Raw genomic sequence first — 14694 nt, 5'->3', positions numbered from 1 at the left:
CAGGCAGAAAAGCCTTATACCGTCTGCTTCATCTTTAATTCGCCGTACACGGCATCCGCCAGCACGGATATGTAGCGGGGATCTGTATTAAGGGACGCCGTCCGCTCCAGCTGCACACCCAGCTCCGCTGCTATGCCCTGCAGCTCAATATCAATATCATACAGCACTTCCAGGTGGTCTGATACGAATCCGATCGGGCAGGAGATTACGTAACGAACGCCCTCTTCGGACGCAATGTGCCGCAGCACCTCCGAGATATCCGGGCCAAGCCATGGGACCGAGGTCTGTCCGGCGCTCTGCCAGGCAAACTGCCAATTGCTTACACCAGCCGCCTCCGCAATCCGCTGGGCGGTTTCATGAAGCTGCTTCGGATACGGGTCGCCCATCTCCACGATTTTCTCCGGAAGGCTGTGCGCGCTGAAAATAACCCGGATTTCATTCCGGTCCGCGTCGAACCTCTGCAGTGCCGTGTTTACCCGTTCTGTCAATGCCTCAATCAGCTGCGGATGCAGATGATAGCTGTGGACAAAATGCATGCTCAAGCCGCCCGGCAGGGCTGCTGCAGTCTCCTGAGCCCGCTTGATGTAGCCGCCTACGCTCATAACCGAATAATGAGGGGCCAGCACGATGCCCACGGCTTCCGTCAAGCCGTCCTCCGCCATTTGCCGGACACCGTCCTCGATGAATGGGGAAGCATGCTTCAGGCCCTGATAGCAAGCAAACTGCAGTCCTTGCCCTGCATATCTGCGGTTCAGCTCGTCCTCCAATGCTTGTACCTGCTTGTTCGTATTGTCTCGCAGAGGAAACAGCCCGCCGATCGCTTCATAACGGTCAGTCAGCTCTTTCAGCTGCTGCGGCTCCGGCGAATGACCGCGGCGGATATGCGTATAGTAGGCTTCAACCTGATCCAGACTTTCCGGGGTACCGTATGACATGACCAGCACGCCGATTTTACGTTGTTCCATTGTTCCAGTCACCGTTCCTTTTAGGTCTCCGCTGGTCCAACAGGAAAGCTAGGGCAGCGGGCGAGAGATAGTATAGATTAGCGGGAGGAATACTGCTGTACGAAGGCGGTGAGCTCCTTCAGCTTCTCCAGGGAAGCCTCCGGGAACAGGCCATGCCCGAGATTGAACACAAAGCCCGGCTCCTTCATCCCTTGATCAATGACAAACTTGGCTGCTTCCTCAATAACCGGCATCGGCGCCATCAGCACGGTCGGGTCCAGATTCCCCTGAACCGCGAAGCGGTGATTCAGCCGCCGGCGTCCTTCCTCAATCGGGATACGCCAGTCCAGCCCGATGACATTGGCCTTCACCTGGCCGAGTGTAGGCAGCAGCTCGCCGGAGCTTACCCCCGGGAAATATATTTTAGGCACATCAATCAAATCCGAAAGCTGCTCAAAAATAGATTCAATCGTCGGTAAAACAAACCGGGTGAAATCATGCGGCGCCAACGCCCCGACCCAGCTGTCGAACAGCTGCACCGCTTTGGCGCCTGCCCGAATCTGTTCGCGCAGGTAGGTCGCTACCATATCCGCCAGCTTGCGCATCAGAAGCTGCCACGTTTCCGGATCGCCGTACATCATTGCTTTGGTCCGCAAATAGTTTTTGGACGGCTTGCCTTCAATTAAATAGCTGGCAATCGTAAACGGCGCGCCGGCAAATCCGATAAGGGGCACCTTCAACTCGCGGTCCAGGATTTTGATTGTTTCCAGCACGTGGCCCAAATCGGCCTCCACCTGAACCGGACGCAGCCGCTCCACGTCCTGCCGGGTCCGTACCGGGTTATGAATGACCGGCCCGATATTTTTGACGATATCAAAATCGATCCCAATCGAAGCAACCGGATTCATAATATCCGAGTACAAAATCGCTGCATCAACCCCCAGCTTGCGCACGGGCATCAAGGTCACTTCCGCCGCAAGCTCCGGCTGGCTGCAAATCTCAAGCAGGCTGTATTTCTCTTTAATTTTTTGATAGTCCGGGTCGTACCGTCCGGCTTGGCGCATATACCAGACCGGAGCCCGCTCTACGTCCTGCTTGAAACAGGCCCGGAGGAATAAATCATTAAAGCTCATTGCTGCTCCCTACTTTCCGCGTTCAGTCCACGTCGATTTTCTACCTCCTATTATGCCTCTTTTACTCTCTTCTCACAACCGAGGTCAGCTCTTGAATATTACAATTCATTGAATACTGCCGCATACAGCGCTCCCGGACCGCTCTGCTTCTTCTGATCCAGGTTGAATCAGACGCGCTCCCTGCGCTTTGCCCGGCCTTCTGAAGCGCAGACGTGACCGTCTGCCCAAAGTATAAACGGCTATACAAAAGGGCTGATATGACTTTGCTTACTGTCCCGTCAAACAAGAAAAAAGACGAGGCCGCCGCAGCTCGCCGCGGCTTCCCGTCTTTTCCCAGTTGCTGCCGCATCCGCGCCGTTCGGGCTGAATTATGCTTTTGCAGCAAGTGTATTATCGATTTTGGAATCTTGTTTAAGCTTGTCCACAAACTCTTGGTAACGCTTGCCCACTTCTTCCGTAATCATCTGCTTCTCTACTTCAGCTTTCTTGTCCTCATAGGTTGCAGTGACGGCCGGCTTCTTGTCCACCAGCTTGATGATATGGAAGCCGAATTGTGTTTGAACCGGCGCTGTTGTCGTTTCGCCTACATTCAGCTTAAACGCCGCATCGTCGAATTCAGTAACCATTTTGCCTCTTTCAAAATAGCCCAGGTCCCCGCCATTGGCTTTGGAGCCGGTATCGGTCGATTTCTCTTTGGCCAGCGTTGCGAAATCAGCGCCGTTTTTGAGCTGCGCCAGGATGGCGTCAGCTTCTTCTTTGGTCGCCACGAGAATGTGGGACGCTTTAATTTGCTCCGCTTTATTGTAGGAAGCTTTGTTGTCTTCGAAATATTTCTTCTTATCGTCATCGGACAGCTGAATCTCTGGTGTCAAAATTTTCGTGACCAGCGCCTGCGGACGGATTTGCTCCTTCAGTTGATCCAAGGTCATGCCATATTGCGTCAAAGCCATTGTAAATTCTTCTTCTGACGGGAACGACTTCTTGATATCCTCCAATTGGCTGTTCACGTCTTCATCTGTAACTGTTACATTGCGTTTTTTCGCTTCTTGCTCCAGCAGCTTCTTGGTAATCAGCGTATCCAGCGTTTGCGTGCCGCCTTGCTTCACCAATTCATCGTACAATACATCCTTCGTAATGACTTCTCCATTGACAGTCGCTACCGCTTCACCGGCTGCGGTCTTTTTGCCGGAGGCCAGAATATAGGCAAGCGCTGCTACAATGACCACAACGAGCAAAATCCACGGCAGCAAAGAAACGCCACGACGCCCTGCGGAAGAGTTTTGAATATCAGCCATGTCTTTTTAATCCCCCATCTAGGTTCTAAATTTTTTTAAAAAATCTTTATTCACTATAACAGACTTGGTCTAAAAAAGCATTAATATAACCTTAAGATGAACAAGAAAAATTTACATGTGCCTGCGCATCATGTTACCGCTATCATGCAAGCCGGGCAAGAAGCTGCTTCTTGCTCTTGTTCCCATCACGCAGTGGCTCATCATCATGCGAAGCCGCCTCAGCGCGCTAGAGCGCTCGCCGTACCAAGCACGCGGCCGCCATAGCGCATAACGGATGATTTCGCCTTTCCGTATGATACAGCGCCCTGCTTACCCGGTCAGCCCTTCCCAAATAAGCTTGGTCGAAAGTACAAACAGGGTAAGCCGCAGCAGCCACAGCAGCGCCGGGCCGCTCAGCCGGGTCGTAATTTTGGCGCCAAGAATACCGCCTACATAAGCCCCCGGCGCCAAAATCAGCAGCCACCAGTAATGAATTTCGCCCAAGGCACCATGCACCAGGCTGCCCATCACCGCAGAGAACAAAATGGTGAACATGGACGTGGCCGTCGCTACATGGGGCGGAAAACCGAACAGCAGCACCATCGCGGGAACAAATAACGAGCCGCCGCCAATGCCGAACAAGCCGGATACAAGTCCCACCAAAAAACCGATGGCCAGGAGCGGCGTATAGCTGTAACCGTAAGACCATACCGTGCCGGAGGCATCGGTAAACTGCCGCTGAATGGGCCAAGGTCTGCTGACAGGCTTCAGCTTGTCCCGCAGCAGCATCAGAAGAGCCATAAGCAGCATGAAAATTCCAAAGCCAAGCTGAAACCGGCTCGGCTCAAGCAGCCCCGTCACCATGGAACCGACGATAGATCCCGGGCCGCTTGTAATAAACAGCAGCCAGCCGCTGCGGAAGTCAACCCGCTTCTGCTTGGCGAACGTCAGGGTTGAAGCCAGCGCCGTTATAATCAATACAGCCAAGGAGGTTCCGACAGCAGTCGCTGTAGATACCTCTTCCCCAATCAGAGGCCCGAGATAAACAAGAGCCGGAACGATAATAATACCGCCCCCCAGGCCCACAATACTGCCGAAGGTGGCCGAAACAAGCCCGATGATGAATAACAATCCCAGTGTCCACGCGTATCCCATTGCTTGACGCTCCCTTATCCCCGGCTCCTTCTGCCTAGTGTTCTCCCGGTGAGCTTCCGTCATGCTTTGCTGACTGAATTGGTTCGGAAGCGTCCGGCATAACACCGCAAAAACCATCTGCTACGCCCGGATAGGCCGCAGATGGTTTCAGGTAACCTGTTCTACATCTCTACCATAACATGCGCCTGCGCGTCCTTTTGTCCGTCAGCTGCGTCAGGCTTCTTCTTCTCTTTAATGAGCAGGATAAAAATAATCGATATAAAGGCCGGTACCGCTGTAATCAGCAATGTATCCGCCAGCGCCCGAACGAGCGCCTCCTTCTGAATCAATCCCATAAGCACACTGACATAGCCTGATTTGGAGGAGGCGACATCCGCCCCCAGCTCCAAATAACGGTACGCCACATCCGTTTGAAACTGCGCGAGCGCCGGAGACATGTTGTTCACCTGGTCGGACAACTGGCCGGCAATCAGTGTTTGACGGTTGGTCATAATACTGGTGAGCACTGCAATCCCGAAGGAAGCCGCCACATTCCGGAATACGTTCGACAGCGAAGAAGCTCTGGCAATCTGATGATTGGGCATCGTATTCATCGCCGCGGAGGAGATAGGCATCATGCACAGCCCAATCCCGATTCCACGAATCGCAAGAATCAGCTCCAGCCAGTGATTGGACGTCTGCAGGTTCAGACTGCCCAGCTCAAAGGTCGTAATCCCCATAATGATCAGCCCGGACACTGCAAGCGGCACCACGCCGAATTTCGAGGCCAGCTTGCCGCTAACCGGCATCATAATCGCCATGGCGATGGACTGCGGCATCATGACGAGACCCGTCTCCATCGGGGAGAGCCCCTGGACATTCTGGAAAAACATCGGCATCAGGAAAACCCCGCCCTGCAGCGCAATCATAACAAAGCTGGAGCAGATCGTACTAATCGTGAACACCGGATTTTTGAACATCCTTAAATCAAGCAGCGCATGCTCGGTTCCCAGCTCTACCCAGATAAAAAGCAGAAAGCTGAACGTGGACACAAAAAACAGACTGACGATATAAGGAGACGTCCAGCCTTCCGAGGAGCCCTCGGACAACGCCAGCAGCAGTGTCGTAAATAAGATCATCGACAGCATCGTGCCGATATAATCGAATTTCAGACCCTCCCGCTTAGGAGTCTCCTTCAAAACGGACAGCCCGACAATCACAGCGGCAATGCCAATCGGAATATTAATCAAAAACAAGTACCGCCAGCTTAGATGATCCACTAGGTAACCGCCGAGCGTCGGGCCGACGGCCGGAGCAGCCATAGCCGCAATCCCGAACACCCCAAGCGCCACCTGCACTTTATCACGCGGAATAATTTGGTAAATCATCGCCATGCCGAGCGGCATAATAAAGCCGCCGCCCAGCCCTTGAATAATTCGGAAAATAATGAGGCTCATCTCGCTCCATGCAATGCCGCACAGCGCCGAGCCAAAGGTAAAGAATGCGACCGTAATCAAAAAAATCGTTTTGTAGCCGAACCGGTCAGCCAAAAATCCGCTGGTCGGCACAACGACGGCGGAAGCGAGCATATACCCGGTAACCACCCATTCTATATCCTTGGCCGACGAGCCAAAAATAGCCATCAGCTTCGGCAAAGCCACGTTCATCAAGCTGTTGTCAAGCACCGCAATGAACGTCCCCAGCAGGATTGCAACAAGCGCAAGCCATTGGGATGAGGTAATGCCCCTCGACTCCGTCATGGACACCCCTCCTACTCAGCCTTCACCTTCGCGCCATCCGTCAACGATTCCACAGGATTCAGCACAAGACGATCCTCCGACTTTAACGAACCGTTGCCCTGCACATAAACCCAGTCCTGATTCTTCTCCTCCGTCACAACGGAAACCTCATGGACGACATCGCCGTCCAGCTTGTAAACGACCGTTTTATCCCCTTTTTTAAGCAGGGCGACCTTCGGAATTTCCAGTCCATGGGCAGTGCCAGGCGTAAAGCTTACTTCAGCAAGCGTTCCCGCCAGAAGCAATCCGTCCGCATTGGGCACGGTCAGCTTCACCGGGAACGTGTTGCTGGCCGAATCGGAGACCGGGCTGGCAAAGCTGACCGTTCCTTCAAAAGCCTTCCCTTGCAGGCTGGCCACGCGCACGTCGGCTTGTTGTCCAACCTTGACCTGTTGAATCATGTTCTCCGGCACGCTCACCTCAACCGACACCTGATGCATATCTACGACGGTCAACAGCGCTGAGCCGGCTTGTGCCATCTCTCCGGGATGGATAATCTTCTTCACGACGGTTCCGTCGATCGGCGCCCGGACAGCTGCCTGATTCATTGCGTTCCGGGCAATCTCCAGCGCGGCCTGCGTACGGGTCACTTCAGCCCGCAGCGCGTCCAGCGTAGAGCTGGTAGCTCCCGCCCTGAGCAAATCGTACTTCGCTTGAGTGCTGGAAAGCGTTGCTTCCGCAGCCAGCTTCTGCGCCAGAGCCTGCTCATAAGCCGTTCTTGTTTTCTCTGCGGCAAGCTGGCCCTGATCCAGCTCATCCTGCGTCACTTCCCCGTTATCGAACCGGTTGCGCAGCTTGTTGAACGTGCGCTGCTGCAATTCGTTAGCCGCTTGCGCCTGCTCCACTGCGGCGGCTGTCTGGCGTACAGTGCCTGCCGCCTGATCCACTCCGCTTCTGGCTGCCTGGATATCCTGCAAGCGCGCCCCTGCTTCGGTATCGGCCAGCTTCGCCTGCGCTGCTGCAAGGCCTGCCTGCGCCTGATTCACCTGAAGCTCCAGATCGTCGGTTTCCAGCTGGACGAGCACGTCACCCTGCTTAACCTTCGCTCCTTCGCCTACTTCCACCGATTTCACCTTACCGGAGGTTTTGGATACGATTTGCACCGTTTGGTCCGGTGCGATTTTGCCGCTGACGCCTGCTGTCGCGGCTCCGATTTGAACCGTTTTGACGACGGCCGGTCCTGCCGATCCTGCACTTGCGGCCTTCCCGCTGCAGCCGCTGACCGTTAGCGCCGCCGCTGCCAGCAGAATCAGCGCGACCCTGGTTGTTCCCCGGTATTTCATCCGCTTTCTCTCCTTATCCTTCATTGATGTGTATTTTGACGTTGCTATTCATGCCTGGCGAGAGATTAAGCCCCTGCTGGTCATCAATCGAAATCTTGACGGTAATCCGCTGGGTCACCTTCGTGAAATTCCCGCTTGTATTCGTCGCCGGAAGCAGAGAGAAGGTGGAAGCCGTGGCTTCTCCGATTTCGTACAGCGTTCCCGTCAAGGTTTTCCCCTTAAAGGTATCGATGGTGAAATCCACCTTCTGGCCCAGCTTCAGCTTGACCATCTCGGTCTCCTCAATGTTGGCCGATACATACAGCTTGCTTTTATCCACTACCATCGCTACCGCCTGGCTTGTCGAGACGACCTCGCCGACCTTCGCCGCGGTTTGAATGACGGTGCCGCTAATCGGCGAGCGCAAAAAAGCCTGATCCAGCGCGCTGTTGCTCAGGTTCGCGATATCCTGCTGCCCGACGATCTGGTCGGCGACCACAGTGTCTCCCGCTTTAATCGGAAAGGAGGTCAGCTTGCCCGTAATCCGGGGCGTTACCTTGTAGATATCTCCTGCGATGCGGGCATCCTCGGTCTGGACATAATGGGTCGCCTTGTACCAATAAAACGTACCGATCCCTGCGCCACAGATCACCATGGCGGTCAAAATGGAGTACAGTATTAATTTTCGCTTCATTTTTCTATCCCTCAACCTTCTTTTCCATGTAAGTCACGATCATTTTCAAGGTCTCCTCCGCTTTGGAGAGCTCCTCTCTCGAAATGACCTGCAGCAAATCCTCCGACAGCTGTTCCTGAAAACAGCTAACCCGTTCCTTAATTACGCGCAAATCATCCGTAGGCCGAATCCAAACAACCCGACGATCCTGCTCATCCCGGACACGCTCCACCAATCGGTTGCGTTCCAGCCGGTCTACAATGCCGGAGACGGTGCTATAGCTAAGATCGACCCCTTTGGCAATTTCCCCGATAGTCTTCGGGCGATCAAACAGCTGACGAAGCACGAACATTTGTGCCATCGTAATCCCGACCTGTTTAAACTCCTTCACAGCTACTGCTGCAAACACCTTATTTAGACGAATCAACGTTCTCGCGAAATCGGAGCCCATTTCCAAGGGTCACTCCCACCTTCCTTCAACCCGAACCAATTATTTTGCATAAGAAATATTTCTATACGAAATATATACTACTTTTATTGATTTGTATACCGTTTTTTATCATCCTTACACTGAGCGCGTCCGGCCGGATGTGCTTGCAAAAAAAGAACCCCGCCGCTCCCGGCGGCAGGGAAAGCGCTCCCGCAAAAAAAAAAAACATTGCCGGAAACGGCAACATTCTTGATGTATATTGCTTCATATCCATGCTTAAAGAGCATCCGGCCTTAAGACAGCCTGGACAGTATCGCTGCTTTGAATGCTTCCAGGGCGGAATCGGTATCGATGGTATAGCCGCACTCCAGACCGATAAAACCGTCGAAGCCGGTGCCTTGAATCGCCCGCAGTATATTCAGATAGTTCAGTTCGCCGGTTCCCGGCTCGCTGCGCCCCGGATTGTCGGCAATATGGTAATGATTGATTCGGTCCTTGTACGCAGTCGCGTTGCGAATAACGTTGCCTTCTGTGATCTGCTGATGGTATACATCAAAAACAAGCTGAATTTGCGGGCTGCCCACCTCATCAACAATAGCGGCGCCTTCCTCCGAATATTGCAGGAAATGGCCGGGATGATTCACGAGCCCGTTCAGCGGCTCCAGCTCCAGTACAATTCCCGTCCCGTCCAGCAGGCCGGCGCAGCGCTTAAGCGTCTCCACCATGGCTGCCCGCTGCTTGTCCCGGGAGACGCCCGGCAGTTCCTTTCCCGTTTGCGTAATAATCGAACGGGTTCCGAGTATGCGGCAGGCCGCAATCGTGGCTTGAAGCCCGGCAAGATAATCCTCCCGCTTGGAGTCATCTACTAAATCAAACACCTTGGTGCAGGTTGCGCTAATACCGACTCCCATACGGTCCTGCTCGGCCGCAATGGCCCTCAGATCCCCCAGCTCCCACCACTTGTACAGCTCCAGCCCGTGAAAGCCGTGATCCCTTACCTTCTGTAAATGATACAGCGCGTCCTGCCCCGGATAAGCGCCTATGCAAAGCGAATATTTCATCCTTATCGCTCCTTCTGTATACAGCCTGCCGGTCGCGGAAGCGGATGGCCGCCCGGCCTGTCTCCACGTTACCCCGTATAGCCATACATGTAAAGGCCTGAATTCGGACCTGCTTACAGGCCGGATGAAAAAACCAGCATTGACATCCAGCATGTAATGGCCTATGATGGGGTCAAAGTTTTCTAGGGTTCCGCATTCCTATCATTTGGCCTTGAGGGCTGATGCCCCGGAATGGTCTGGTCCGAGAGAAAACGCGCGGCCGGGAGCTGCGTTCACGGAGGGACAAAAGCCCGGGAGGATATCTGCGACAGATATCTTCCCGGGCTTCTTTTTGTTCTCCGTCCCATCATGAGAAAGGAGCTGGAACAGTATGGTTTGGATTTATTTATTGATTGCGGGTATTTTTGAGGTGATCTGGGCGGTTTCCATGAAGTATTCCGATGGCTTTACCCGCCTGACGCCTTCCGTCATTACCGTCGCCGGGATGATCATCAGCTTTTACTTTCTGGCGCTGACAACCCGGGATTTGCCCTTGGGCACAGCTTATGCCATCTGGACCGGAATCGGGGCGGTCGGGACCATTATCGTAGGCGTACTGCTTATGAACGAACCGCTGACCCTGGCCCGGATTGGCTTTTTGCTGCTGATTGTGGTCGGCATTATCGGGGTAAAATTTACTTCAGGGCATTAAGTTGCCCTCCCGTATCCGCAGGAAGCGTCGTGTAGCCAGGGCCGCCAGAATTGCACCGCGTAATTACATCGCCTAAGCTCCTAACGTATGTCGCTTCGTTGTATGCCGGCGGCTCGTCAACTATATCATGGCCCGTCTTGTCCTCGTCACCGGGTATATATCGGCTCATACAGCAAGCCCGGCTGCACTCGGAGCCACCGGCAAAGTCAGCTTACCGGATAACTTCCGCTCCGCAGCCACCCTGTCTTTATCCGCTTGTTTTTTGAAGCAGCTGTTCTTTGCCGCCGGTTTAACGCTTGTCAATTACAGGCGTGTTCGGATGAACAGTGCGCATCCGGACCCCTTCAAGAAGAACGTCCTCGTACGCCTCCAAGGTCAAGGCAGGCCCCTGACGGGTTTCGATCCGCACATTGCGGAATTCGCAGGCTTTCACGTACTTGGCGAACATTCCTTCGCCGGCCATGTTCAGCACATCGCGGACCATATCTGGCTCGCCGCCCTGCTCGTCAGGGTTTGTGGTCATCTCAATCGTAACGTTGTCCAGGACTACATCCTCGATCGGCTGCTCTGGCAGCCCGTACAGGAAGCCGGCAGACGCACGCGTCCCCCGCGCCGTAATATCGCTCAAATAAATGTTGCGGAACGCCGGAGTGCACTCGGTAATCGGCTGTGGCGTTTCGCTGGCCAGCGCTTCGTTGGCCGGATCAACCCCATAACGGTAGAACATATTAATCGTAAACGGACATAACACTTCCTGCATCAGGATGTTGCTGACGCGAATATCCTCGATGATGCCGCCGCGGGCCCGGTTCGACTTCATCCGGATTCCGCGCTCCGTGCCGATGAAGATGCAGTTCGAAATCACGATATTGCGAAGTCCGCCCGCGGTTTCGCTTCCGAGCACGACACCGCCATGGCCTTTGAGCATCGTGCAGTTGGTGATGGCAATGTTCTCCGACGGCTTGCCGATGCGGCGTCCGTCTTCATCAATGCCGGATTTGATCACAATGCAGTCGTCCCCGACATGGAAATGGCAGTCCGACACACGGACGTTGGCGCAGGAGTCGATATCCAGTCCATCAGTATTCGGCGCATTTTCCGGGCTGTTGAAGGTAACGCTGTGGATCGTAACGTTCTGGCAATAAACCAGATGCGTATTCCAGAACGGGGAGTTTTGGTGGGTAACCCCCTGCAGCAGCACATTGTCGCAGTGCATCAGCTGTACAAGCGCGGGACGCAGGAATTGCGATTCCCACTCTACGATATTCGATTTCACTTCTTGATACAGCTTGCTGTTTAATTCGGCAAAGCCGCGCTCCCGCTCTGTTTGCTGACGCTCGCCTTTCTTGCAGTCAAAGTACCCGTTCCACCACCAAGAGCCGTTGCCGTCAATGGTGCCGCGACCCGTAATCGCCACGTTGCTGAGCTCATAGCCGTAAATGCAGGGCGAATAGCCATAGCATTCATAGCCGGACCAGCGTGTTTTTACTGTCGGATATTCGTCCAGATCGGAGACAAACAACAGCTTGGCGCCCGCATCCAGATGCAGCGTCATGTTGCTGACCAGATGAATGGCCCCCGTCAAGTAGGTTCCCGCCGGAACGAACAGCGTGCCTCCTCCGGCAGCTTGGATCGCTTCTATCGCCTTGGCGAAGCTCTCCGTATTTTTCGTTGCGCCGTCGCCGACAGCCCCGTAGTGTACAGCGTTAAAAAATCCTTGATGCTTGTCCATCCGTAAGCGTCTCTCCTCTATTTGTATAATATCAGCTTATGCCTGCAAGCCTTGAAGCAGCGGAAGCCGCCCAACCATAGCTTGCCCTTCATATCAGCCATTATTGTCCGAATCGGCGTTACGGTCAATATGCCGAAAGCAACCAAATATACCGCAAAACCGCCAAATACAGCGGGAGGAGGGCGATCTCGGGATCGCCCTCCTCCAACTTTTAATTCATAAATTCGACATAGTGCAGCAGACGCTTCAGCATAACCGCCGCTTCAGCCCGGCTTGTGCCGGCATCCGGCACAAACGTTGTTTCCGTTACACCGTTCATAATTCCCGCTTGACCTGTGAAGCTTTTCTCGCCGCTTCAAGCGGGCCGATCGGCAGGCTCGTTCTGCCCCACACCTGCGGGTCATAAGCAGCCACATATTGATCCAAGTCATAGTTCGGGACCCGGTAGTCGTCAAAATAAAGCGGATTATTATTGTCATCCGTGTTCATGTCGATAGTGCCCTGGACGTAAATCATTTTGGGCGCCGCATTCGTTTTCGCGTTAGCTCCTCCCAGCGCCGCTAGCAGCTCGCCACGGTTTGTAACGACCGTAATATTGGCCGGCGCAGCGTTAATACCCCCGCTTACGCCGGTTACATAAGAGGCCCAGCCGCCCTCCCCTGGAGCCAGGGTCTGAACCATCGTAGAATCCACTACCACAACCTCGACCGTAACCGCATAGCCCGAGGTGTATGTGAAGGTCAGCTCATGGACACCAAAAGACAACTCCGCCAAATAGGAACGGTGGATCGTATAGCCGCTGGCTGCGACCGAATAGTCTGTCTCCGGCTGCAAGGTATCGCCCTCATTCGTTACCGAAGCCAGTGTGCTTCCGGCGGCTTGCGCAGCGATCGTAATGTCCCCGGATTTCTCCGTATTCCTGTCAAACAATACGGTTTTCTCAGCGATAACCGGGCTTGGATTCGCCTTCGGCAATATGACGGGCACCGACGGGTCCCACCCGCCAAAGATACGCGGAATCGTCAGATCGCCCGCTTCATCGGCAGACAATTGACGGGACAGCAGGGTAGAGCGTCCCGCCGCATTCGCTCCCGGTCCGTAGCTGTTATATTCCGCATAAATGGCCGGCTGCACATTCCAGGAAACCCAGCCCGCAGCGATAATATGCGAATCTATATACGTATTGATAAACCGGACCGCCGGATTTTGCTTCCAGGGCCGGCCCAAATCAAAGCTGCCCGTTGCCGAGCTATCCTGAACCACGCGAGAGTTGAGGAAGACATAGCCCGGATCGCCGGCACTGGCCTGACCCGCTGCCGTAATGTGCCCCCCGCCGCCGGCCACTTGACTGGCGCTGACGATTTCATTGTTGTCAAACACCACCGCCGGCGCTTCGCCAAAAATAAAATCGACGTCGCCGACAATGCGGCTGTTGCGGTAATACTGCTTGCCCGTACCCGTGTACAGCGTATCCTGATAGCCAAGCAGCTCCACATTGTCGAACACGGACTGGTCGCTCTTGACGGATAAAGCGACAGCGGTCCCAACCACATTGCGCGGTCCGGCACTGTTCTGAATCGTCAAATTGGACGCGTTGAAATCATTGCCCGTTACGGCAACGGTCGGCGTGTTGAAGGTCCCGCCCACATTCCCAGATTGCCCGTCCGTGCCGCCGTAATCGTTATACTCAATGACCGTCACGCCCCGTCCTTCGCCCACCAAGCTGACATACGGAGCGGCTACCGTAATTTTCTCATGATACGTTCCGGCTTTAATAAAAACAACCATCCGCTTCGCGTTATTCGCCGGTATGGATGCCACCGCTTCAGCAATGGTCTGGTACCGCCGATTCGAAGCGTCTGTAGGCTGGGCCGGGTCCACAGTAATCACTTCGGCCGGCATCACCAGCAGCTCGGCGCTTTCTCCGCTCTCGCCGTTATCGTTTACAGCTGTCACGATGTAAGCGTACTGGACACCGTTGATCACTGTTGTGTCCTCAAAGCCGGCTGCCGTTAAACCGGCCGCGACCGGTGTGTAGGCGCTCTCAGCGGCGGCCTTCCGCTTTACCGTGTACGAAGAAGCTCCGGTTACGGTATCCCAGGACAAAAGGACCCTGCCGTCATCGGCTGCAGCTGTGAAGCCTGAGGGAGCAGCCGGGGCTCCGCCGACCAGTGAATATGGCACGGCTTTGGCCTGACTGGAAATCATACTTTCCGTTTTGCTGTTCATGGCGGTCACTACATAATAATAGGCGGTAGGTATGTAACCTCCCTCACTTCGCACTGCCCGCCCCATACAGGCCTTGTGTAGCTACTATAGTAGGGCATCGTTTATTACAAGCAAGGCATAACATTTAACTTTCCGCACAGGTCGGCTCCTCGATTTCATCTGAATTTCGCAGAATCATGAACCATGATTGTTCCTGTTATCCCTTATTTGGTATTTATCCCTAGTTATTCACTAGCGTTGCATTAATTTTCCCTAAATCTTCATAATTTTCTGTATTTATCTCATTCAGACGCAAAAAAATCCTTTACAATGGATTGGCAGGTAGTTCCTGT

General features: G+C 54.1%; 13 protein-coding genes and 1 riboswitch. Of the genes, 1 reads left to right on the top strand and 12 read right to left on the bottom strand.

The features are described from left to right. Positions 1-14 precede the first annotated feature (14 nt). The 9 genes from hemH to WBG83_RS08625 all read right to left on the bottom strand — a co-directional run bounded on the left by hemH (position 15) and on the right by WBG83_RS08625 (position 9710). Positions 15-965, bottom strand: coding sequence for a ferrochelatase (hemH, locus tag WBG83_RS08665; protein WP_336744505.1), 951 nt, complete (start codon positions 963-965; stop codon positions 15-17). A gap of 77 nt (positions 966-1042) precedes the next feature. Next, a complete protein-coding gene (hemE, locus tag WBG83_RS08660) occupies positions 1043-2077 on the bottom strand; it encodes a uroporphyrinogen decarboxylase (protein ID WP_336744503.1) in 1035 nt (344 codons plus the stop codon). A 368-nt stretch (positions 2078-2445) separates the two neighbouring features. Beyond that, positions 2446-3372 (bottom strand): peptidylprolyl isomerase, encoded by a 927-nt coding sequence (locus WBG83_RS08655; RefSeq protein ID WP_336744501.1) that lies wholly within the window; start codon positions 3370-3372, stop codon positions 2446-2448. Between the two features lie 309 nt (positions 3373-3681). Continuing rightward, complete coding sequence (locus WBG83_RS08650; RefSeq protein ID WP_336744499.1) at positions 3682-4506, bottom strand: sulfite exporter TauE/SafE family protein; 825 nt, start codon at positions 4504-4506, stop codon at positions 3682-3684. A 161-nt stretch (positions 4507-4667) separates the two neighbouring features. After that, on the bottom strand, positions 4668-6245 hold the full coding sequence (locus tag WBG83_RS08645) for a DHA2 family efflux MFS transporter permease subunit (RefSeq protein ID WP_336744497.1): 1578 nt from the start codon (positions 6243-6245) through the stop codon (positions 4668-4670). Positions 6246-6256: 11 nt separating this feature from the next. Next, positions 6257-7567 carry an efflux RND transporter periplasmic adaptor subunit gene (locus WBG83_RS08640; RefSeq protein WP_336744495.1) on the bottom strand — a complete coding sequence of 437 codons (1311 nt, stop codon included), beginning with the start codon at positions 7565-7567 and terminating at the stop codon, positions 6257-6259. Between the two features lie 13 nt (positions 7568-7580). Beyond that, on the bottom strand, positions 7581-8240 hold the full coding sequence (locus WBG83_RS08635; protein ID WP_336744493.1) for an HlyD family efflux transporter periplasmic adaptor subunit: 660 nt from the start codon (positions 8238-8240) through the stop codon (positions 7581-7583). A gap of 4 nt (positions 8241-8244) precedes the next feature. Beyond that, positions 8245-8670: a MarR family winged helix-turn-helix transcriptional regulator gene (locus WBG83_RS08630; protein ID WP_336744728.1), complete on the bottom strand. Its 426-nt coding sequence runs from the start codon at positions 8668-8670 to the stop codon at positions 8245-8247. A gap of 272 nt (positions 8671-8942) precedes the next feature. After that, a complete protein-coding gene (locus WBG83_RS08625; protein ID WP_336744491.1) occupies positions 8943-9710 on the bottom strand; it encodes a TIM barrel protein in 768 nt (255 codons plus the stop codon). Between the two features lie 171 nt (positions 9711-9881). Next, positions 9882-10009: riboswitch (guanidine-I (ykkC/yxkD leader) on the top strand. Positions 10010-10080: 71 nt separating this feature from the next. Here WBG83_RS08625 and sugE point away from each other — a divergent pair. Further along, entirely contained in the window at positions 10081-10401 is a 321-nt protein-coding gene (gene sugE, locus WBG83_RS08620; protein ID WP_336744489.1) for a quaternary ammonium compound efflux SMR transporter SugE, read from the top strand. A gap of 289 nt (positions 10402-10690) precedes the next feature. On the opposite strand, the gene WBG83_RS08615 is transcribed toward sugE, so the two are convergent. The 3 genes from WBG83_RS08615 to WBG83_RS08605 all read right to left on the bottom strand — a co-directional run bounded on the left by WBG83_RS08615 (position 10691) and on the right by WBG83_RS08605 (position 14362). Beyond that, positions 10691-12133 (bottom strand): glycoside hydrolase family 28 protein, encoded by a 1443-nt coding sequence (locus WBG83_RS08615; protein WP_336744487.1) that lies wholly within the window; start codon positions 12131-12133, stop codon positions 10691-10693. 211 nt (positions 12134-12344) lie between these two features. Beyond that, positions 12345-12452: a hypothetical protein gene (locus WBG83_RS08610; RefSeq protein ID WP_336744486.1), complete on the bottom strand. Its 108-nt coding sequence runs from the start codon at positions 12450-12452 to the stop codon at positions 12345-12347. Then, positions 12449-14362, bottom strand: coding sequence for a pectinesterase family protein (locus WBG83_RS08605; protein ID WP_336744484.1), 1914 nt, complete (start codon positions 14360-14362; stop codon positions 12449-12451). The genes WBG83_RS08610 and WBG83_RS08605 overlap by 4 nt, the downstream gene beginning before the upstream one ends. Between the last annotated feature and the right edge of the window lie 332 nt (positions 14363-14694).

Origin of the sequence: Paenibacillus sp. y28 (genome assembly GCF_037137075.1) — a bacterium.
Lineage (GTDB): Bacteria > Bacillota > Bacilli > Paenibacillales > NBRC-103111 > JBBBNV01.
The sequence above is the reverse complement of the archived record's forward strand: the minus strand, read 5'-3'. Positions and strand labels throughout refer to the sequence as shown.

Bases quoted from the DNA above. Each gene is read 5' to 3' on its own strand.
- hemH (WP_336744505.1), bottom strand. From the start codon at position 965: ATGGAACAACGTAAAATCGGCGTGCTGGTCATGTCATACGGTACCCCG.
- hemE (WP_336744503.1), bottom strand. From the start codon at position 2,077: ATGAGCTTTAATGATTTATTCCTCCGGGCCTGTTTCAAGCAGGACGTA.
- WBG83_RS08655 (WP_336744501.1), bottom strand. From the start codon at position 3,372: ATGGCTGATATTCAAAACTCTTCCGCAGGGCGTCGTGGCGTTTCTTTG.
- WBG83_RS08650 (WP_336744499.1), bottom strand. From the start codon at position 4,506: ATGGGATACGCGTGGACACTGGGATTGTTATTCATCATCGGGCTTGTT.
- WBG83_RS08645 (WP_336744497.1), bottom strand. From the start codon at position 6,245: ATGACGGAGTCGAGGGGCATTACCTCATCCCAATGGCTTGCGCTTGTT.
- WBG83_RS08640 (WP_336744495.1), bottom strand. From the start codon at position 7,567: ATGAAATACCGGGGAACAACCAGGGTCGCGCTGATTCTGCTGGCAGCG.
- WBG83_RS08635 (WP_336744493.1), bottom strand. From the start codon at position 8,240: ATGAAGCGAAAATTAATACTGTACTCCATTTTGACCGCCATGGTGATC.
- WBG83_RS08630 (WP_336744728.1), bottom strand. From the start codon at position 8,670: ATGGGCTCCGATTTCGCGAGAACGTTGATTCGTCTAAATAAGGTGTTT.
- WBG83_RS08625 (WP_336744491.1), bottom strand. From the start codon at position 9,710: ATGAAATATTCGCTTTGCATAGGCGCTTATCCGGGGCAGGACGCGCTG.
- sugE (WP_336744489.1), top strand. From the start codon at position 10,081: ATGGTTTGGATTTATTTATTGATTGCGGGTATTTTTGAGGTGATCTGG.
- WBG83_RS08615 (WP_336744487.1), bottom strand. From the start codon at position 12,133: ATGGACAAGCATCAAGGATTTTTTAACGCTGTACACTACGGGGCTGTC.
- WBG83_RS08610 (WP_336744486.1), bottom strand. From the start codon at position 12,452: ATGAACGGTGTAACGGAAACAACGTTTGTGCCGGATGCCGGCACAAGC.
- WBG83_RS08605 (WP_336744484.1), bottom strand. From the start codon at position 14,362: ATGAACAGCAAAACGGAAAGTATGATTTCCAGTCAGGCCAAAGCCGTG.